The organism is Mycobacterium sp. NS-7484 (genome assembly GCF_001953975.1).
GTDB lineage: Bacteria > Actinomycetota > Actinomycetes > Mycobacteriales > Mycobacteriaceae > Mycobacterium.
On sequence record NZ_MBEJ01000031.1, the window covers coordinates 1 to 20645 of the forward strand.

At 66.1% G+C, this 20645-nt stretch carries 19 protein-coding genes; 16 read left to right on the forward strand and 3 right to left on the reverse strand.

Features of this window, described 5'->3' with window-relative positions:
• The 11 genes from A5733_RS07470 to A5733_RS07520 form a co-directional block, all read left to right on the forward strand.
• Positions 1-522: MCE family protein (locus A5733_RS07470; RefSeq protein WP_198938749.1), on the forward strand; the 522-nt coding region annotated here is incomplete at its 5' end.
• Positions 519-1550, forward strand: coding sequence for a virulence factor Mce family protein (locus A5733_RS07475; RefSeq protein WP_067768332.1), 1032 nt, complete (start codon positions 519-521; stop codon positions 1548-1550). The genes A5733_RS07470 and A5733_RS07475, both read left to right, overlap by 4 nt.
• Positions 1547-3115 (forward strand): virulence factor Mce family protein, encoded by a 1569-nt coding sequence (locus A5733_RS07480; RefSeq protein ID WP_067768353.1) that lies wholly within the window; start codon positions 1547-1549, stop codon positions 3113-3115. Before A5733_RS07475 ends, A5733_RS07480 begins: the two co-directional genes overlap by 4 nt.
• Positions 3116-3133: 18 nt before the next feature.
• Positions 3134-4768: a virulence factor Mce family protein gene (locus A5733_RS07485; protein WP_067768330.1), complete on the forward strand. Its 1635-nt coding sequence runs from the start codon at positions 3134-3136 to the stop codon at positions 4766-4768.
• Positions 4768-5919, forward strand: a complete 1152-nt coding sequence (locus A5733_RS07490) for a virulence factor Mce family protein (protein ID WP_076239676.1) — start codon at positions 4768-4770, stop codon at positions 5917-5919. Before A5733_RS07485 ends, A5733_RS07490 begins: the two co-directional genes overlap by 1 nt.
• Positions 5920-5925: 6 nt before the next feature.
• On the forward strand, positions 5926-7476 hold the full coding sequence (locus A5733_RS07495) for an MCE family protein (RefSeq protein WP_067768349.1): 1551 nt from the start codon (positions 5926-5928) through the stop codon (positions 7474-7476).
• Positions 7446-8087 (forward strand): hypothetical protein, encoded by a 642-nt coding sequence (locus A5733_RS07500; protein WP_076239677.1) that lies wholly within the window; start codon positions 7446-7448, stop codon positions 8085-8087. Before A5733_RS07495 ends, A5733_RS07500 begins: the two co-directional genes overlap by 31 nt.
• Positions 8084-9061 carry an RDD family protein gene (locus tag A5733_RS07505; protein WP_076239678.1) on the forward strand — a complete coding sequence of 326 codons (978 nt, stop codon included), beginning with the start codon at positions 8084-8086 and terminating at the stop codon, positions 9059-9061. Before A5733_RS07500 ends, A5733_RS07505 begins: the two co-directional genes overlap by 4 nt.
• The gene (locus A5733_RS07510; RefSeq protein ID WP_076239679.1) at positions 9058-9609 is read left to right on the forward strand and encodes a mammalian cell entry protein; all 552 of its coding nucleotides are present in this window, start codon (positions 9058-9060) and stop codon (positions 9607-9609) included. Before A5733_RS07505 ends, A5733_RS07510 begins: the two co-directional genes overlap by 4 nt.
• On the forward strand, positions 9576-10526 hold the full coding sequence (locus tag A5733_RS07515; protein WP_076239680.1) for a mammalian cell entry protein: 951 nt from the start codon (positions 9576-9578) through the stop codon (positions 10524-10526). Before A5733_RS07510 ends, A5733_RS07515 begins: the two co-directional genes overlap by 34 nt.
• Positions 10527-10541: 15 nt before the next feature.
• Positions 10542-11228, forward strand: a complete 687-nt coding sequence (locus tag A5733_RS07520; RefSeq protein ID WP_067768320.1) for a YoaK family protein — start codon at positions 10542-10544, stop codon at positions 11226-11228.
• On the opposite strand, the gene A5733_RS07525 is transcribed toward A5733_RS07520, so the two are convergent.
• The gene (locus A5733_RS07525) at positions 11191-11913 is read right to left on the reverse strand and encodes a hypothetical protein (protein ID WP_369830914.1); all 723 of its coding nucleotides are present in this window, start codon (positions 11911-11913) and stop codon (positions 11191-11193) included. The genes A5733_RS07520 and A5733_RS07525 overlap by 38 nt on opposite strands.
• Before the next feature lie 84 nt (positions 11914-11997).
• Here A5733_RS07525 and A5733_RS07530 point away from each other — a divergent pair, with 84 nt between their 5' ends.
• Both A5733_RS07530 and A5733_RS07535 read left to right on the forward strand, forming a co-directional pair.
• Entirely contained in the window at positions 11998-12804 is an 807-nt protein-coding gene (locus A5733_RS07530) for a fructosamine kinase family protein (RefSeq protein ID WP_076239700.1), read from the forward strand.
• 425 nt (positions 12805-13229) lie between these two features.
• Positions 13230-15449, forward strand: coding sequence for an AAA family ATPase (locus A5733_RS07535; RefSeq protein ID WP_076239681.1), 2220 nt, complete (start codon positions 13230-13232; stop codon positions 15447-15449).
• Here the strand turns inward: A5733_RS07535 and A5733_RS07540 are convergent.
• Positions 15446-15775, reverse strand: a complete 330-nt coding sequence (locus A5733_RS07540; protein WP_076239682.1) for an antibiotic biosynthesis monooxygenase — start codon at positions 15773-15775, stop codon at positions 15446-15448. The genes A5733_RS07535 and A5733_RS07540 overlap by 4 nt on opposite strands.
• Positions 15776-15836: 61 nt before the next feature.
• Here A5733_RS07540 and A5733_RS07545 point away from each other — a divergent pair, with 61 nt between their 5' ends.
• Genes A5733_RS07545 through A5733_RS07555 form a run of 3 tightly spaced genes read left to right on the forward strand, consistent with a single transcriptional unit; the run spans position 15837 to position 18498 of the window.
• Positions 15837-16289, forward strand: coding sequence for a MarR family winged helix-turn-helix transcriptional regulator (locus A5733_RS07545; RefSeq protein ID WP_076239683.1), 453 nt, complete (start codon positions 15837-15839; stop codon positions 16287-16289).
• Positions 16286-16933: a TetR/AcrR family transcriptional regulator gene (locus A5733_RS07550; RefSeq protein ID WP_067768310.1), complete on the forward strand. Its 648-nt coding sequence runs from the start codon at positions 16286-16288 to the stop codon at positions 16931-16933. Before A5733_RS07545 ends, A5733_RS07550 begins: the two co-directional genes overlap by 4 nt.
• A 17-nt stretch (positions 16934-16950) precedes the next feature.
• On the forward strand, positions 16951-18498 hold the full coding sequence (locus A5733_RS07555; protein WP_076239684.1) for a carotenoid oxygenase family protein: 1548 nt from the start codon (positions 16951-16953) through the stop codon (positions 18496-18498).
• Between the two features lies 1 nt (position 18499).
• Here A5733_RS07555 and A5733_RS07560 read toward each other — a convergent pair whose 3' ends face one another.
• Positions 18500-20635, reverse strand: coding sequence for an acyltransferase family protein (locus tag A5733_RS07560; RefSeq protein ID WP_076239685.1), 2136 nt, complete (start codon positions 20633-20635; stop codon positions 18500-18502).
• Positions 20636-20645: the final 10 nt, after the last annotated feature.

The window sequence follows — 20645 nt, forward strand, 5'->3', positions numbered from 1 at the left end:
ACCAACGCCGTCACCACCGCGCGCACCCTCAACGAGCAGCGCGGCAACCTCGACCAGGCCCTGGTGGCCGCAGTCGGGTTCGGCAACACCGGCGGCGACATCTTCGAACGCGGCGGGCCGTACCTGGTGCGCGGTGCGCAGGACCTGCTGCCCACCTCGGCTCTGCTCGACAAGTACAGCCCCGCGCTGTTCTGCACGATCCGCAACTACCATGACGCCGGCCCGAAACTCGCTGGCGCGCTTGGTGGTAACGGGTATTCGCTGCAGACCCAGTCATTGGTGATCGGCGTCGGCAACCCCTACGTCTACCCCGACAACCTGCCGCGGATCAACGCCAAGGGCGGCCCGGAAGGCCGGCCCGGCTGCTGGCAACCGGTCACCCGTGACCTGTGGCCCATGCCGTACCTGGTGATGGACACCGGGGCATCGATCGCGCCGTACAACCACCTCGAGCTGGGACAGCCGCTGGTCGCCGAGTATGTCTGGGGCCGCCAAGTGGGGGAGAACACGATCAACCCATGAGTATCAAGGGCACGCTTATCAAGCTCGGCATCTTCTCGGTGGTGCTGCTCACCTTCACTGCGATCATCTTCGTGGTGTTCGGTCAGATCCGGTTCAACCGGACCTCCGAGTACTCGGCGATCTTCAACAACGTGAGCGGCTTGCGCACCGGGCAGTTCGTCCGCGCCTCGGGCGTCGAGGTCGGCAAGGTCACCGGCGTCAAACTGATCAACGGCGGCCAGCAGGCCGAGGTGTCGTTCAACGTCGAGAAGTCGCTGCCGTTGTTCGATCAGACCACCGCAGCCATCCGCTACCAGGACCTGATCGGCAATCGGTACCTGGAACTCAAGCGCGGTGAGAGCAACACGAAGATCGCGCCCGGCAGCACCATTCCGTTGGAGCGCACCGAGCCCGCACTGGATCTCGACGCTCTGGTCGGCGGCTTCCGTCCGCTGTTCCAGTCGCTGAGCCCGGAGAAGGTCAACACCATCTCCAAATCGATCATCACGATCTTCCAGGGCCAGGGCGGGACCATCAACGACATCCTGGACCAGACGGCGCAGCTCACCCAGAGCATCGCCGATCGGGATCAGGCGATCGGCGAGGTGATCAAGAACCTCAACATCGTCCTGGACACCACGGTCAAGCATCAGCAGCAGTTCGACGACACGCTCAAGAACTTCGAGACGCTGATCACCGGGCTGAAGAATCGGGCCGATCCGATCGGCTCTTCGGTGGCCGACATCAGCAACGCGGCCGGATCGCTGGCCGACCTGCTGAGCGACAACCGTCCGCTGCTCAAGGACACCGTGGGTCAGCTCGAGGTGATCCAGCAGCCGCTGATCGACCAGAAAGAGCAGCTCAACCAGATTTTGATCGACTTCCCCCAGGCGTTGAAGATCATCGGCCGTGCCGGTGGCATCTACGGTGACTTCTTCAACTTCTATGCCTGTGACCTCTCGTTGAAGCTCAACGGGTTGCAGCCGGGCGGTCCGGTCCGAACCGTCAAACTCTCTTCACAGCCGTCGGGTAGGTGCACGCCGCGATGAGGACACTGCAAGGTTCCGACCGCTTCCGCAAAGGCCTGATGGGCGTCGTGGTGGTGGCGCTGATCATCGCCGTCGGCTCGACGCTGACCAGCGTGCCGATGCTGTTCGCGGTGCCCACGTACTACGGCCAGTTCTCCGATACCGGTGGCCTGAACACGGGGGACAAGGTGCGTATCGCCGGCATGGATGTCGGCACCGTTCGCAGCATGGAGATCAACGGCGACAAGGTCGAGATCGGTTTCACGCTGGGCGGCAAGACGATCGGCACCGAGAGCCGTGCGGCGATCCGTACCGATACGATCCTGGGCCGCAAGAACATCGAGATCCAGCCGCGTGGCAGCCACACCCTGGCCCCGGGCGGGATGTTGCCGCTGGGGCAGACCACCACGCCGTACCAGATTTACGACGCCTTCCTGGACGTCACCCGCAACGCGGCCGGCTGGGATACCAAGTCGGTCAAGGAATCGCTGAACGTGTTGTCCGAGACCGTCGATCAGACCTCGCCGCACCTCAGCGCCGCGCTGGACGGGGTGGCCAAGTTCTCCGAGACCATCGGCAAGCGCGACGAGGACGTCAAGAAGCTGTTGGCCAACGCCAACAAGGTGGCCACGGTGCTCGGTGACCGCAGCACCCAGGTCAACCAGCTGTTGGTGAACGCCCAGACGCTGTTGGCCGCGGTCAACGAGCGCGGCCAGGCCGTGAGCATGCTGCTGGAGCGGGTGTCCTCGGTGTCGCATCAGGTCGAGGGCGTCATCAACGACAACCCGAACCTCAACCACGTGCTGGAGCAGTTGCGCACGGTCAGCGATCTGCTGGTCGAGCGCAAGCAGGATCTGGCCGACACCCTCACTGTGGCAGGCAAATTCATCACCTCACTGGCCGAGGCGCTGGCCTCGGGCCCGTACTTCAAGGTGATGCTGGTCAACCTGATCCCGCCGCAGATCCTGCAGCCGTTCGTCGACGCCGCGTTCAAGAAGCGCGGGATCGACCCAGAAGAGTTCTGGCGCAACGCCGGTCTGCCGTCGTTCCGCTTCCCCGACCCCAACGGCCAGCGTCACGAGAACGGCGCTCCGGCTGCGGCCCCGACGCCGCTGGAGGGCACCCCGGAGCATCCGGGACCTGCCGTGCCGCCGGGATCGCCGTGCTCGTACACCCCGACGGCGGCCGGGATCCCGTCACCGGGCAACCCGCTGCCGTGTGCCGGTGCCACCCAGGGTCCGTTCGGTCCGGTGCCCGGTGGCTTCGGCCCGCCCGACGTGGCGACCTCCGCACCCAACCCCGACGGCGTCGCGCATTCGCCGGGCGTGCCCAGTGCGGCGATCCCCGGCCAGATGCCGCCGGATCAGCCGGGTGCCCCGGTCGAGTTGGCGCCCGGTCCGCCGGGAGCCCGTACGGTGCCGATCGCTCCGCAACCGCTGCCGGGTGAGATCCCCGGTTACGCACCCCATCCCGCACCGGTGAACGCCCCTCCGGCGCCGCCGGGGCCGGGTCCGGATGCCGGTCCGGCGGGAACCCCGCCGCTGCCGGGTAACCCACCGTTCCTTCCGCCCGGGTCGCAGGGATAGGCAGGGGGACAGAGAGCTATGTCAACCGTTTTCAATGTGCGAAACATCCAGTTGCCCAAGGCTTCCCGGGCAACTGTCATCGTCGCTGCGCTCGCCGTGGTGGCGGCCCTGGTGCTGGGTTACTTCGGACTGGCGCTGTACAAGAAGCTGACCAACACCACGGTCACCGCGTACTTCCCCGAGGTGCTTGCGCTGTATCCCGGCGACAAGGTCCTCATCATGGGCGTCAAGGTCGGCGCGATCGACAGCATCGAGACCGACGGCGACAAGATGAAGGTCGTCTTCCACGTCAACAACAAGTACAAGGTGCCCCAGGACGTCACGGCCTCTGTGCTGAACCCGAGCCTGGTGGCGTCCCGCGTCATCCAACTCTCCCCGCCCTACACCGGCGGGCCGCAGTTGCAGGACAACGCGGTGATCCCGATCGAGAACACCCAGATCCCGGTCGAGTACGACGAGTTGCGTAACCAGATCACCCGCCTGCTCGACGATCTCGGCCCGACCGCCGAGCAACCCAAGGGCCCGTTCGGCGACATCATCGAATCCTTCGCCGACGGCTTCCAGGGCAAGGGCGATCAGCTCAACCGCACGCTCAACGGGCTGTCCGAGGCGCTGACCACGCTCAACCAGGGCCGCGGTGACTTCTTCCAGGTGGTCAAGAGCCTGGCCCTGTTCGTCAATGCCCTGCACAAGAGCGATCAGCAGTTCGTGGCACTCAACAACGATCTGGCGCAGTTCACCAACTCGTTCACCAACACCGATCAGGAGTTGGCCAACGCGCTGCAGGATCTCAACCGGGTGCTCAAGACCACCCGCGAGTTCCTCGACAAGAACGGCGGCGTGCTCGCGCACGACGTGAACAACTTGTCGGACGTGACGACGGCGATCCTGCAGCCCGAGCCGCGCAACGGGCTGGAAACCGGTCTGCACGCCTACCCGAACCTGGCCGCCAACGTGCTCAACATCGTCTCGCCCAACCAGGGCGGCATCGTGGGCCTGCCGGTTCTGCCCGGTCTGACCAACTTCTCCAACCCGCTGCAGTTCATCTGCAGCTCGATTCAGGCGGGAAGCCGGTTGGGGTACCAGGATTCGGCCGAGCTGTGCGCGCAGTACCTGGCGCCGATCCTCGACGCGATCAAGTTCAACTTCCTGCCGTTCGGCCAGAACCTGGCCAACACGGCGATGACGCTGCCCAAGCAGATCTCCTACTCGGATCCGCGCCTGCAGCCGCCGCCGGGATACAAGGACACCACGGTGCCGGGTATCTGGTCGCGCGACACCTTGTTCTCGCACGGCAACCACGAGCCGGGTTGGACCGTCGCCCCGGGCATGCAGGGAATCCAGGTGCAACCGGCCACGCAGCAGATGCTGACCCCGGAATCGTTGTCGGAGTTGATGGGTGGCCCCGACATCGTCGCTCCGCCGGCCCCGCCGGCCTTCGGGGTTCCGCCGGGTGGCAACCTGCCCGGACCGCCGAACTCTTACGACGAGCGCAACCCGTTGCCGCCGCCGTGGTACCCGCAGCCGGGTCCGCCGCCGGCACCGGCGCCCGGTGTGATCCCGGGTGATCCGATGTCCGCGCCCGCACCGGCAGCACCCGCACCGGCACCGGCCGGGCCTGCGTTGCCGGCCGAGGTTGGAGGGCAGCCGTAATGAAGACACCTAACTGGGGTCGCGTCGGACGACGCGTCGCGGTGTTGTCGGCGTCCGCGCTGATCCTCACCTCGTGTGGGCAGTGGCGCGGTGTGGCCAACGTGCCACTACCGGGTGGGCCGGGCACCGAGTCCGGCCACACCACGCTGTACGTGCAGATGCCGGAGACGTTGGCGCTCAACGCCAACAGCCGGGTGCGGGTGCGTGACGTGTTCGTCGGCCGGGTCCGCAAGATCGAGTTGATCAACTGGACCCCGACCCTGACGATCGATCTGCAGCCGGGCATCGAGCTGCCCAAGAACACCGAGGCAAAGATCGGTCAGACCAGCCTGCTGGGTTCGCAGCACGTCGAGCTCAACCCGCCGGAGAAGCCGTCCGAGGAGAAGCTGCACGACGGAGACACCATCCCGCTGTCGCAGTCCTCGGCATATCCGACGATCGAGCGCACGCTGGCCGGTATCTCGGGCATCCTGACCGGCGGCGGCATCCCGAACATCGAGACCATCCAGACCGAGGTGTTCAACATCCTCAACGGTCGCGCCGATCAGATCCGCGACTTCCTGGGCCGGCTCGATACCTTCACCGACGAGCTCAATCAGCAGCGCAACGACATCACCCGCGCCATCGATTCGACGAACCGGTTGCTGAACATCGTGGCCGCGCGCAACGACACGCTGGACCGGGTGCTGACCGAGTTCCCGCCGCTGATCCAGCATTTCGCCGACACCCGCGATCTGTTCGCCGATGCGGTGACGTCGCTGGGCCGGTTGTCGAAGGCGGCCGACGACACGCTGTCGAACAGCAACGCGAATCTGCACACCAACCTGCAGAACCTGCAGCGTCCGCTCAAGCAGTTGGCGCGCTCGGCTCCGTATCTGGTGCAGGCGCTCAAGCTGATCCTGACGGTGCCGTTCAACATCGAGAACATCCCGAAGGCGGTCCGCGGCGACTACATCAACGTGTCGCTGACCATCGACCTCACGCTGAGCTCGGTGGACAACGCGTTCCTGTCCGGTACCGGGCTGTCGGGCATGCTCCGCGCGCTGGAGCAGGCGTGGGGTCGCGATCCGGCCACGATGATCCCGGATGTTCGGTTCACGCCGAACCCGCACGACGCACCTGGCGGACCGCTGGTGGAAAGGGGTGAGTGAGACATGTTGCTGACCCGTTTCATCAAGATGCAGCTTGTTCTGTTCACGGTGCTGACGTTGGTCGCGCTGGTGGTGCTGGCGCTGTTCTATCTGCGGTTGCCGACGTGGGCGGGGGTTGGCATGTACCAACTCAATGCCAACCTCCCGAACTCGGGCGGCCTGTACGCCACGGCCAACGTGACCTACCGCGGCACGACGATCGGCAAGGTGACGTCCGTGGAGCCCACCGAAAAGGGCGCGCACGTGCAGATGGACATCTACAACCAGTACCGGATCCCGCGGGATGCCAGCGCCAACGTGCACTCGGTGTCGGCGGTCGGTGAGCAGTTCATCGACCTGGTCTCCGAGGGCGGTTCCAAGGAGTACTTCCGCGACGGGGACACGATCGAGAAGGGCACCGTGCCCGCCGAGGTCGGCCCGTCGCTCGATGCCGCGCAGGCGGGTCTGGCGGCGTTGCCGAAGGAGAAGATCGCCGTCCTGCTCGAGGAGACGTCGAAGGCGGTCGGTGGGCTCGGGCCGTCACTGCAGCGCCTGGTCGATTCGACTCAGGCGATCGCCAGTGACTTCAAGGACAACATCGATCCGATCAACGACATCGTCGAGAACTCCGGGCCGATCATCGACAGCCAGGTCAATTCCGGCGATGCGATCTCGCAGTGGGCCAGGAACCTGAACACACTGGCCGCGCAGAGCGCCCAGAACGACGCCGCGCTGCGCAGCGGTTTGCAGCAGGCGGCGCCGACTGCCGATCAGCTCAACTCCGTGTTCGGCGATGTGCAGGAGTCGTTGCCGCAGACGCTGGCCAACCTCGAGATCGTCATCGACATGCTCAAGCGCTACAACAAGAACGTCGAGCAGGTCTTGGTGGCGCTGCCGCAGGGCGGCGCGGTCGCCCAGACCGCGACGATCTTCGCGCCCAAGGGTCTGCTGCACTTCGGTCTCGGCATCAACATGCCGCCGCCGTGCCTGACCGGGTTCCTGCCGGCCTCACAGTGGCGGTCGCCGGCGGACACGTCGTTGGCGCCGCTGCCCGAGGGCCTGTACTGCAAGATCCCCAAGGACGCGCCCAACGCGGTGCGCGGCGCACGTAACTATCCGTGTGCCGATGTGCCCGGTAAGCGGGCCGCCTCGCCCAGGGAATGCCACAGCGAGGAGCCCTACCAGCCGCTGGGCACCAACCCGTGGTACGGCGACCCGAACCAGATCCGGGACTGCCCGGCTCCGGGCGCGCGCTGCACTCAGCCCGTCGATCCGGGCCGGGTGATCCCCGCGCCCTCGGTGAATAATGGGATGAACCCGTTGCCGGCGAGCCAGCTCCCGCCACCGGAGTCCACGGCGCCGACCAGCGATCCGCTGACGGCACCGCGGGGTGGCAATGTGAGTTGTAGTGGACAGCAGCCGAACCCCTGCATCTACACTCCGGCAGCAGGTTCGACCGCCACCTACAGCCCGTCAAGCGGTGAGGTGGTCGGTCCCGGCGGTGTGAAGTACTCCGTCACCAACTCGAATAACCCAGGAGATGACGGATGGAAGGAGATGCTGGCGCCAGCCAGCTGAACCTCGCCGACCAGCAGGACCCCCACATCACTGAACCGCACGCGGAGGCCGTCACCGAGAGCGTTGACCCGGGCTCGGCCGCGGCCACCGAACCGGCCACGGCGCGGCCGTCTCGGCTCGGGCGGGGCTGGATGGCCTCGATTCTGGCCGGGCTGCTGATCGTGGCGGCGGCCGTCGGCGTCGGCGGTTATCTGGCATTGCGCTCGCATCAGGACAGTGAGCGGATCGCCAGCGACGAGGCCGAGGCCCTGCAGGCCGCCAAGGACTGCGTGACCGCGACACAGGCGCCCGACACCCAGGCCATGATCGAGGCCCAGACCAAGATCATCGAATGCGCGACGGGTGATTTCGGGGCGCAGGCCGGCCTGTACAGCGGCATGCTGCTGGACGCCTATCAGGCGGCCAACGTGCAGGTGAAGGTGTCGGATCTGCGGGCCGCGGTGGAAAAGCACAACGACGACGGGTCGATGGATCTGCTGGTCGCGGTGCGCGTGCTGGTCACCAACACCGAGAAATCCGACGAAGAGCAGGGTTATCGGTTGCGGGTGAAGATGGCCCGTGCCGAGGACGGCAACTACAAGGTCGCACGGCTCGACCAGGTCACGTCGTGACGGCTGTGCTCGATGACGCCGACACGGTCACCGCGGTGGGGACCGGGACGGATCAGACCCGGTTGGCGTCGTGGCCGGCGCGGGCCGGAGCTTTCGCGATCGATGTGCTGGCGCCCGCCGGATTGATCGCGACCTTGATGCTCGTCGTCCAGGGCACGCCGGTTGGCGACTGGCTGTGGTGGGCGGTGTATGCGGGAGCGGTGGTGCTCGCGGTGGCCGTCTCCGCAGTCAATCGCGTTCTGCTGCCGGCGCTCACCGGCTGGAGTCCGGGTCGGTCGCTGTTCGGCATCCGGGTGGTGTCCGCGTCAGGCGACGCCGGTCTCGGTCGGCTGTTGCTGCGTGACCTGGCGCATTTGCTGGACACCGCGGCGGTGTTCGTCGGGTGGTTGTGGCCGCTGTGGGATTCCCGTAATCGCACCTTCGCCGACCTGTTGACCCGCACCGAGGTGCGCCGCGTCGAACGCCCGCACGGCAATGTCCGGCGTCGTGTCGGTGTGATGCTGCTGGCCATCGCGCTGCTCAGCGCGATCGCCGCAGGGGTCGGTTATGTGGTGGTGTATCGCCAGGATCGGGCGGTGGACCAGGCTCGCGCGCAGCTCACCGAACAGGGGCCGCGGATCGTCGAAGAACTGTTGAGCTACGGAGTGGATTCGGTCGATGCGGATTTCACCAAAGCCCAGTCCCTGACCACCGACAACTACCGTCCGCAGTTGGTCGCCCAGCAGGATGCGGTACGCAAGGCCGGGGCGACCACCAATGACTACTGGGCGGTGAGCAGCGCCGTGCTGCCCGGGGTGACCAAGGATGCGGCCTCGATGTTGTTGGCCTTGCAGGGGCAGCGCGGCACCAATCCGCAGGACTTGAAGTTCATCACCGCGACGGTGCGCGTGGAGTTCGTCAAACCGGGCGATCAGTGGCTCGTCGACAATCTGACGGTGCTCAAGCGCCCGGTGCTGGGCGGGGGCGCACAGTGAGCCCGCGGCGCCGGATCGAGGCCGACGAGCCCGACTACTTCGCGGTCGAACCCAAGGAACCGATCCGTTGGGGCCTGCCGATCGTGGCGGTGGTTTCGGCACTGCTCATCGCCGCGGCCATCGTCGGCAGCACGCTGATCCTGGTGCGCCACGAGTCGGATCGGCGCGCCGAGATCAAGAGCGCGGGCGCGCTGGATTACGTGCGTGAATTCATGACGATGTACACCACGCTGGATCCGTTCCACGCCAACGACTATGCCGACCGAATAAGGGGACAGGCCACCGGCGACTTCCGAAAGATGTTCTCCGAGAAGCAGAACGAGATCGTCGTCCAGGTGGCCCGGTCCGAGCCGACCGAAGGTGCCGTCCTGGATGCCGGTATCCAGCGGTGGAACGACAACGGCAGCGCCGATGTGCTGGTGGCGACGAAGATCAGCACGCGGACGCCGGACGGGAAATCCGTGATCGAGAGCGGCAGCCGCTGGATTGCGACGACGATTTGGGAAGGACAGCAGTGGAAGATCAGCCAGCTGATTCAGGTGATCTGACCACCGGCGAGCCCGACAAGCCGCGCCGCAGACTACGTTTCGGGCGGCGTCGAGGTGGCGAGGCGGTGCAGGCCCCCAAGTCGGACACGGATGACTCGGACTCCGAGGGCGACTCGGACTCCGAGGGGGTCACGCCGGAACGTCGTACCCCGACAGGTAAGGCCGGCCGCAAGACGGCCGTCGAATCCGAGGAGGTTACCGAGCCGGAAGCGGCGTCCCAACCTGAGGCGGATACCGAGCCTGATGATGAGACAGAGCCGGAACCGGCAGCCGACACGGAAGCCGACGTTGAGGCTGACGCTGACGCCGAAGCTGAGGCGACGGAGGCCGACGCTGAGTCATCGGCTGCTGAGGACGAACAGCGGGAGCCGGCTGAGGAGCCGGTCCTCGTTCCGCACCGCGAGGCCGGTAAGCGGCTGACGTATGCCGCCGTCGGCGCGGCGGCGGTGTTCGTCGCGGCGGGGGCCTTCGGTGGCGCGATGTTGCAGCCGTACCTGGCCGATCGCGCGTTGGTCGCCACGAAACTGGAGGTGGCACAGACCTCGGCCGACGCCATCACCACACTGTGGACCTACAACCCGGACAACATCGAAACCCTGCCGGATCGCGCGGCGAAGTATCTGTCCAGCGACTTCGCCAACCAGTACCGGCAGCTGATCGATTCGCTGGTGCCGACGAACAAGCAGGCTCAGGTCACCAACAACACGGAGGTGATGGGTACCGCGGTGGAGTCGATCAACCGCGACGAGGCCACCGCAATCGTCTACACCAACACGGTGTCGACGAGCCCGGTCACCAAGAACATCCCGTCGTTGCGGTACATGTCCTACCGGTTGACGTTGCAGCGCGCCGGCGGGGATTGGCTGATCACACAGATGCCGGCACTGACCCAATTGGACTTGTCTCCGCAGCTGTAGCGGCAGGATGTAGGCATGGCCATCGCCTCACCGGTAACCCAGCGGTTGACCGTCGTGGCCCTGCTGTTGTTGACGTTCACCACCGGTCTTGTCGATGCCATCAGTGTGTTGGTGCTCGGCCATGTGTTCGTCGCCAACATGACCGGGAACGTGATCTTTCTCGGCTTCTGGTTCGTGCCGAGCTCGGCGGTGGATGTGACCGGGGCGCTCGTAGCGTTCATCGGATTCGTGGTGGGCACCGTGGTGGGGGGACGCCTGCGCCGCCACCTCGACGGTCACGTCCGGACCTGGTTGGCCACCGCCTTGGGCGTGGAAGTTGTTCTCCTGACCGCACTTTCGATCCTCGTCGGCACCGGCGTGCTGAGTTATCAAGACAACCGGAAACTCATCCTGGTCCTGCTGGCGATGACGTTCGGCATCCAGAATGCGACCGCGCGCCAGTTCGGCATCCAGGAACTGAGCACCACGGTGCTGACCCAGACGATCGTGGGCCTCGGCTTCGACAGCCGGCTCGCCGGCGGCACCGGGGACCGTGAAAAGTTGCGTTACGGCGTGGTGTTGACGATGTGCGCCGGTGCGGTGCTGGGTGCGACGGTGTCCCAGTTCACGGTGGCGCCGGTGATCGGGTGTGCCGCAGCGGTGGTCGCGATCAGTGCGCTGATCTTCAGGTTTGGGCCGCCGCCAGCGGAGGATGGGACGTGATCCATGCCCGGCCCTCGTCGGCGGCATGGTGTAGCGCGTTGAGTTCGCCGAAATATGCGGCCACCGCACCGATCCCGGGAAGCATCCCGAGGTAGCGGTAAAGGCCGTCCCCGTGCGGCCTTTTCGTCAGTTCCTCACCGACGGCGCGCACGGTACCGGCGAACTGCCACAGTCTTTTCGGCAGCGATTGCGGCGCTGAGCCCGGCTCATCTGCCGGTGCGTCGCCGAAATGGCGGTCGCACAGAACCGTGCCCAGCAGCTGCACCTGATCGTCGTGTGCGGTGACACCGGTCTCGCGAGCCACCGCGCACAGCACGATCGCCTGACTGGTGAACCCCACGAGGTCCTTGATCGGAAGCCGTTGCCCGATGACGCCCAGCGCACCGGGAAACGCGACGAAGATCGTGGTGACGGCGCCGAATCGATGCACCCACCACTTCACGTGGCCGTCCTGGTCCATCTCGGCCCACGCTTTGGTGCCCGGCAGCTCGGCGAAGTTGAGCACGGCAGCGGCGACGTCGAGTGACTTGCCCACAGCTCCGACGGCGGGCGTCTCGCGGTGGGTGCGCTGCCGCAGCCTCAATGGGTCAAAGCCCGTGACCACGTTGAGAACCGGGTTGATCACGCCGACCGCGCGACCGAGCGCACCCGCCACGTCGGCGTCGGACAGGCGAACAGAAGGCAATAGGCTTATTCCCACCCCGCTATCTTGCCCAATTGGGCGCCTTCTGAAACGGAGGTGGCGATCACAGTCGGTACCCTGACCGACATGCCGAAAACCGGCAACGGGGCGGACGTCTTCGTCAAACGCAATGCGTCGGCACCGCCCGGGTTCTTCGCCGCCGAGGCGGCCGGGCTGGAGTGGCTCGCCGTCGAAGGCGGTGTCCCGTGTGTGCAGGTAATCGCCCACGACGCAACGTCTTTGACGCTTCGGCGGCTATACCCTTCCGTGTCGACGGCGCCCGCCGCTCGGGAGTTCGGTGCGCGACTCGCACGCACGCACAATGCCGGGGCGCCGGCTTTCGGGGTGGGCCCGGCCGGCCATACCGGCGACGGGTTCTTCGGACCGATGTCGCAGCCGTTGCCGATGTCGTTGGCCGGCCACAGTTCCTGGGGCGCCTTCTATGCCCGCGAACGGCTGACACCGATGTTGCACATGGCCCGACCGCGCCTCGGCGCCGAGGTTCACGACGCGGTGGCGGCGGTGGCCGAGGCGTGCCGCACCGGCGCCTTCGATGACGACGACGGACCGGCTCGCCTGCACGGTGACCTGTGGAGTGGCAACGTGATGTGGACCGTCGACGGCGCAGTCCTGATCGACCCCGCCGCTCACGGTGGTCACCGGGAAACCGACCTGGCGATGCTGGCGCTGTTCGGCTGCCCCTTCTCGGATGACGTGCTGGCCGGATATCAATCGGTGCAGCCGCTGCGCGCCGGGTGGCGGGAGCGTATCGATCTGCACCAGCTCTATCCGTTGCTGGCCCACGTGGTGTTGTTCGGTGGGGGCTATGCCGGTCAGGTCGAGGTGGCCGCACGGCGGACTCTGACGATTGCCGGCAAACTTCGAATCGAGTAGGTCGAAACGCCTATCGGAGCCGCCGAGCGCGTGGGACCGCAGCTCGGGGCTGTTTTCGGTATCAAACGGATCGGTTGACACGCCAGCCGCCACCTGTAACAGGCAATGGGGCGCGCAGCAACACATGGCCTGATCGACGACGTGAATGGGCGCAGTTGCCTGTCGCCCGCGTCAATATGTTTTTCCGCAGCGCAGCGCCGATTCGTGCAAACGATAGCAGTTTGCGAGGAGCTCAATACATGAACCGGAAAATTTCATCCAGCAATGTGGTGACAGAGGTCACATTAGTGTTAAGTTGCCTGAGACCTACCTGAGAAAACCGCCGAAAGGACTGGTCAATGGCACGTAAGCACCGTAGGCAGCGGAGTCGCGTTCGCAGGGTCGCAACCCTCGGCGCGGCAACGGCAACGATCACCGCGCTTACGGTGGGCGTTGCGCCACCACCACAGGCACATGCCGCCGCGGTGCAACGTGACGTCGACCTGCGAGCCGGCGATCACCTCTTTCCGCCACCGGATCAGATACCCGACCTCACGGGCGGCTTCGGAACTCAGGTCTACAACTGGACGCAGGACGTCGGCGCCCAACTGTCAACCGCATTTGTCGACAACTTCAACCTCGTCGCACTGCTGCAAGCGGCCGGACTCGACCCGGCGACCGTGATCCGCAACGCCATCAACGATGCGTTGGGTGACGTCATCGGCGGCAGTGGTCTGGAAGATCTGTCGGTCGATCTGGGCCCGATCTTGGCGCAGACCCCCTTGGGGCCGATCATCGAGCTCCTCGAGACCACTGGTCTGTTCTCGACAGAACTGCCCGTCGGCAGGCTGCTCGCCGCCCTCGGTGTCGACCTCAGTGACCCGCTCTCCGCCCTCGACAATCTCGGGATCAACATCATCACCGCCGGTGGACCGTTCACCCTCCTGCGGCTGCTCGGCGTCGACCTCGGGTGGACACCGTCATTCCCGAACTCGGTGGCCGACGAGATCAACAACACCGAGTACCTGTCGATTTCGCTCGACACCGTCTTCAAGGCGCTGGGGCTACCCACAGGAGAGCCGGGTCTCGGGGTGATCAAGGCTGCACTCGCATTGGCCGGCATCCACCTGCCGGAACTCTCTACAGACGTCGCCGACCTCCGCGTCCCCATCGTCGCGGGCTGGGGCCTGGGTGCCTTCGCGGCTGGCGCGGCCTATCAACAGGTGGTCGACGATCTGCCGAATCAGCCTGGGGGATCGGCCTATACCGGTACCAGCAACCCGATCCTGGGCAGCTTTACGATCCTCCCGATGCTCTTGCTCGACAACCCGGGCCGAGCGAACGGCGGCATCCTGGCCCGCGCCTATCCACTGTTCGGGTTGCTGGGCATCGACACCGTGACACCCGATACCCAGGTGCAGAGCGACGGGGACAGCATCCTCGGTGATATTTCGTTGTTGGGCCTCACCCCCGGTGGCGCCAACCTGATCCCGATCAAGATCGACGCCACCGCCGAGTACCTCCCGATGTCGGATTTCGCCGCCTGGCCGAATCCGTTCACCATGGCGAATAACGTTGCCGCGGGCCTCTTCCCGACGTACATCCTGCGTAACCAGTCGCTGGACACCCTCGGCACGGTGTTGATCGACCAAGCCTTGGGTCAGCTCGAGACGGCCGTAACGGATTACTTGAGCAATCCCGGGTCGGACCCGCAACTCGGCCCCAAGCTCAACATCTACATCACCATCCCTGCGAACAGCCTGCCGCTGCTGGAGCCGACATATCTGGCCGTGGACGTCATCAACCTGTTCACCGGCGCCAACCTCAACAACCCGATCGGTACCGCGTTGAGCCCGGTGCTCACCAGCCTGGTCAACCTCGGCTATACCGATGTGTACTACAACTCCACCACCGGCATCTACGAACGCACTCTCGACGAGGCCGATATCCCAACGGCTTTCGGCACGCTGCCGGCTGACGTCGATTGGGCGCAGGTGCCGGGTCATCTGGTCAACAACCTCGTCACCGGCGTCCAGAAAGCGGTCAGCGATGGCCTGGTGAGCCAGAACCCGGTCTCCAATCCGATCAAAACCCTGCTCGGCCTGCTCGGCTTGGATGATGCGGTCCCAACCGGTGGCACCGGGCTTGATCTTTCCGCCCTCACCGATGCGGTCGAGAAGCTCGCTCCGAACCCGCTCGCCAATGCGCGGACGCAGAGCGTCGTGAAGACGAACTTCGCCCCGCAGGCGATCACCGAAACCGACATCGCCGGTAAGGACGGCAAGACCCTGACGCTGACTGCTGAGACCGAAGCCGGCAAGGACATTCAGCCGGAGGCCAAGACGATTGCTGCGACTGCCGATGACGCCCGCCGGCAGGTGGACAAATCACTCACCGCTGCAGGTAACCGGGCCAAGGTCTCGGCCGAGAAGGCGCGTGAACGGACGGCCACGGCGGTCAAGGAGGCCCAGAAGCGGGTGAACGCGGTGGCCGAGAACGGACGTAAGCAGATCGAGGCCGCCGCCGAGGGTGTGGTGAAGGGTGCCGAAAAGGCGGCCAACGGGCTCAAGGGCAAGGGGAAGAACGCCGGCGCCGACCCGGCGAAGAAGGCCGCCGATAAGACCGCAAAGAAGGAAACCAAGCGCGACAAGAAAGATGCAGCCTAACGTTCGGCGTGGTGCACCGACTCCACGGTGTACAGGTGTGGCTCGTAGCTGATCGCCAGGTCGGCGCAGCGCCCCATGTGTTCTCGCGCGGTCGGATCGGCGAGCATGGCGTGAAAATCCTCGGCGCTGCGCCACTGTGCGTAGTTGGTGACGCGGGTGCCGTCGGTGCTCAGGTGGATGTTGGCGGAGACGAATCCGGGCACGTGCCGCATGACGTTCTCGGTTGCGGTGCGCAACAACTCGACGAGTTCGGTTGCCCGCTGGGGTTCGACGGTGAAGACGTTGATCAAGGTGGCGTGTGAATTGTCCGTTCCGATGGTCGTCACGATTCCTCCTATGTCAGGTTCCTTACATACCCGACGGTAGCACCGATGTAAGGTTCCTGTCATGGCCCAGACTGTGGAGAGCGGTGCCGGTTACCTCGTCAAGCGGGTGCAGCAGAGCCTGCGCCGCAATTGCGATGCGGCACTTCGATCTACCGGGCTGTCGATGGCCCAGTACGCAGTCCTGCGCGCATTGGCCGACCACCCGCAGGCGTCGGCCGCGGAATTGGCACGGTTGTGCTTCGTCACCCGACAGTCGTTGCAGGATGTGTTGCACGGCTTGCGGGCCGATGCCTTGGTCGTGGAATCGCCGGGTCCCCAGCGTGGCCGAGCGCGAGCGCTGCAGTTGACCGGACCGGGGCGGCGTCGGCTGAAGGAGGCGCACGCAGCGGTGATCGATGTCGAGCAGGGCATGCTGGACGGATTCTCCGACCGGGCCCGGCAAGACCTCGCCGCGTTGCTGCTGCGCTGCGCGGAGAACCTGGAGGCGGCCGCAGAACCTACGATTGGGCGGTGACTGCGGCAAGGCGTGGGCGCGGTAGACCCGCCGGACCAGGCGTCGACATCGCGCAACGGCGCTCGGATCTGCTCGATGCTGCCGAACGTGCGATCCGGGCTCATGGGCCTGATGTAGGGATCGCCGAGGTGGCCAAAGAAGCCGGCTTTGTGCGCTCGGCCGTGTATGCCGTCTTCCCGAATCGGGCGGCGATCTTGTCCGCCCTGGGCGAGCGTCAGGCCCGGCGGCTCCTGATCGAGATCACCGAACGTGCCGACGGTTCGGTCGATCTGCGCCGGCGCATGTGGTTGTTCTTCGACGTGATCTGCGGCTGGATGCAGGACGATCCCAACCTGTATCGCGCCCTCGGCATGCACGCCGCCAGCGGTGACGAGATGCCGGGCATCTTCGATGAACTGGCCGCCGCGGTCGAGGCCATGCTGCGTTTGTCGCTGGCTGCCGGTGGGGCCGATACCGCAGCGGCGGCGCCGTGGGCCCGGGCGATCGTCGGATCGGCCATGGTCAGCGCGCAGTGGTGGATCCGGGATTCGGACATGCCCCGGGCTGAGCTCGTCGAACATCTCACGACGTTGTGCTGGGACGGCGGCGCGGCGCTGCCGTTCAACACCTTCGACGTGAAGGCTATTGACACCGGCCAGTCATAAAAGACACGATGTCTTTTATGACTGCTCCCGCGGCACCCCACATCGACGGTCCCTCGCGCTACTGGGAGGACGTTCCCGGTGAACACGATCTGACGCTGACCGAGATCACCGGCGCGATGCCGGAGGGGCTGACCGGCACCCTCTACCGCAATGGATCAGGTCGTTGGAACATCGGCACGTCGCGGGTGGACAGCCTCTTCGACGCCGACGGCATGGTGGTCGCCTTCGCGATCGACGGCAGCGGTGTGCGGTTCAAGAACCGGTTTGTGCGCACCGAGCACTACCTGACCACCACCGCGGCCGGCCGGATGGTCAAACGAGGCTTCTCTTATCAGCGCCCAGGTGGCATGCGGGCCAACGCCTTTCGGTTACCCGCGAACACTGCCAACACCAACGTGATGATCGGGTCGGACCAACTGCTCGCGCTGTGGGAGGGTGGGCGTCCGCACGGCATGGACCTCGACACGCTCAACACCATCGGGATCTGCAGCCTCGACGGCGTCCTCAAGGGTCCGATCGGGGCCTACTCGGCGCACTACACGTACGACGCGACGACGGATTCCCGGGTCAACTTCGGTTTCGAACCGTACTACCCGCGCCTTGACCTGCGGCATGTCCGCGGCGCGCCGACGCGGTCCGAAAAGCTGCGACGTCTGCGGGAACTCGCCGGGGAGGCCATCCCGCGGGTCCGGCTGCGGCTCTACGAGACCGACAGTCGGGGTGTCACCCGGTACCTGCGGGCGGTTCCGCTACCCGGGATGGGGCTGATCCACGACATGGCGCTGACGCCGCGGTATGCGGTCTTCATGCTGTCCCCGCTGCGGATCAATCCCTGGGCCGTGCTGGGGCGTCAATCCTATTGGGACGCCATGCAGTTCAAGGAAAACGAACCGTCGTATTTCATCCTCGCCCCGCGCGACGGCGGCAAGGTCCGGGTGATCGAGACCGACCCGTTCTATATGTGGCATTACGCCAATGCCTATGAGGACGGTGCTGACGTGGTGGTGGAGTTGCCACGGTTTGCGCCCGAAACCTTCGGCGGGATGCAGGCCTGGGCGTCCGACAGCCGCAGCGACATGTCGCAGCTGTACCGGGACGTCACCCCTGAGGCATTGCCGGACACGGTGCGGCTCACCCGCTTCCGCATCACCTCTGACGACCGGGTCGAGGCAGAACCGCTGGCGCAGATGGGTTGTGAATTTCCCCGGATCGATCAGCGACGGTCAACCCAGCCGCACGCGGTGACCTACGTGACCGTGCCCAGTGACGGGGAGGGTAGCGGGGAGGGGATCGGCCGGTTCGACCATGCCGACGGCACCGTGCAGACCTATTGCCCGGCAGGCCACAAACTCGTCGAACCGATCTTCGTGCCCCGCCCGGCTAGCACCGATGAGACCGACGGCTGGCTACTGACCGTGGGTTACGACGAAACCCAACACCGCAGCCGGCTCATGGTGTTCGACGCGCCCCGGGTCGATGCCGGCCCGGTCGCCGAGGCGTGGCTGCCGTTCCACCTGCCGATGAGCTATCACGGGGCGTTCACCGATCGGGTCGCTGCGTTCTGATTCAATTGGGCGCCAACGCGCTTGCGGCCAACCGGCCCAGTACCGGCGTCATCAATTGCGCATACTCGGCGGTGATGTGGTTGTCGTCGCGGAACACCAGGGTGTCGCCGACGATCACCGGGCACCGCCGGTCGGTGCAGAAGTACTGATCCAGGCGGGCGTACTGACCGCCGCCGGCCCGCACCGCGGCCATTTCGGCGGCGACACCCGTATCGTTCACCGCCACCGAGCGGTCCGGAGCGCACGCCGTGGCGTCGTCCATATGTGCCGACAGACACGTGGGCACCGTGGTGTGCGGATCCGGCACCGGCCCGAGCACCAACACCCGGGCCCCGGTGCCGCGCAACTGCGCAACGAGTTGGCGCAGCCCGTCCAGCCAAACCCGGTCGTAGCTGACGAAGCCGAAGTCCGCGCCGTAGCGGCGCACCATGTCCAACACGATCAACGCCGGAGGTTCCTTTGCAATGCGGGCCAGCACGTCGGCCCGCCACTGCTTGCACTCGGTGAACTCGCGGTCCAGATACGGGCTCAGGATCGGCAGCTTCATCGGCGGGCAGGTGACCTTGGCGAATGTGTCCAGCCGCCAACCAGATTGTCGCGCTGCGGTTTCCAGCGCCGGGTGCCACATACCGGCGTGTGAATCACCGATCAGCGCCACCCGGGTGCTCGAATCCACGGCCCCCGAAGCACATTCCGGTATGTCGATCGCCTGCCACGACAGGACGCAGCCGTTGACGAATACGTGGGGCTTGGTGATATTGCCCAGCGGGGGCGACAGATTCGACGGGACCGCCCGGACATCGGCCGAGGCGGCGACGGCCGCCTGCACCTGCTGCTCCGGCGTCAGCGTCGGCGCCGCTGCGGACGGCGTGACGATCGCGGCCACCGGGACGGCCGCCGGCCCGGAACCCGTCGGCACCGGACGCACCGCCAACAACACCAGGCCCGCACACACGGCGACGCCGGTGGCGGTCGCGCCCAGGGTCAGGCTGCGCCATGACGAGGTCCGCAGCGCGGCGGCGAACCGTGCCGGGTTCTCAACCAGGTGCAAGGTCAGGATCGCCAGACCCAGCGATATCAGCACCAGCGCGAGCCTGCCGGCCAGCCCCAGCTCGTGACCGAACAGGGCCGGTGCCAACAGCAAGACAGGCCAGTGCCACAGGTACCACGAGTAGGAGACCCGGCCCAGACCGCGCATCCACGGCTTCGACAGCAGCCGTCCGACTCCCAGATCGGGGATCGCACATCCGGCGCCGATCACCAGCGCGGTGCCCAACACCGGCAGCACTGCCGCGGAGCCGGGATAGGGCGTGGAGATTCCGAGTTGCGTGCCGGTGGCCAGGATCAACGCCAGGCCACCCCAACCGACCAGCGCCGCGCACACCGGTGGCAGCGTGCGCCAGTGGGCCGCGGTGAGCGCGATGAGCCCGCCGGCGGCCAGCTCCCAGGCTCGGGTCGGCAGGGAGAAGAAGGCCCAGGGCGGCATGGTTTCGGTCCAGGCCAGCGACATCGTGAGCGACGCGGCGGCCACCGCGGTCAGCGCGGCGGCGTACGGGACGGCAGACCGCGGGCTCCGGCCGCTGCGCGCCAGCGCCCATGTGATGGCCAGGATCAGCGCCGGCCACAACAGATAGAACTGCTCCTCCACACCGAGTGACCAATAGTGCTGCAGCGGTGAGGGAGCGGACTCGGCGGCCAGATAGTCGGTGCCCTCGGCGGCGAAGCGGTAGTTGCCGACATACAGCGCGCTTGCGATCGCGTCGGCAAGCACCGACCGGGCCTGCAACGGTGGGAGCAGGACCGCTGCCCCCACCGACGTCGTCACCAGAACCAGCGCGGCGGCCGGCAGCAGCCGCCGCGCGCGTCCGGCGTAGAACTGCGCCAGGTGGATCGTCCCGGTGCCCGACGCTTCGCGCCACAGCAGCCCGGTGATGAGGAAGCCCGACACCACGAAGAACACGTCAACGCCGATGAATCCACCGCCGAATCCCGGCAGCCCGGCATGGAACAGCACCACCGCCAGCACGGCGACGGCCCGCAAGCCCTCGATGTCGGGCCGAAACTGCTTGCCGGACACGCGGTTACGGCCACTCGCGAGCGTGTCGCGGCGGGTGTCGGGCCGAGAAGGGGTAGTCACTCTGTTCACT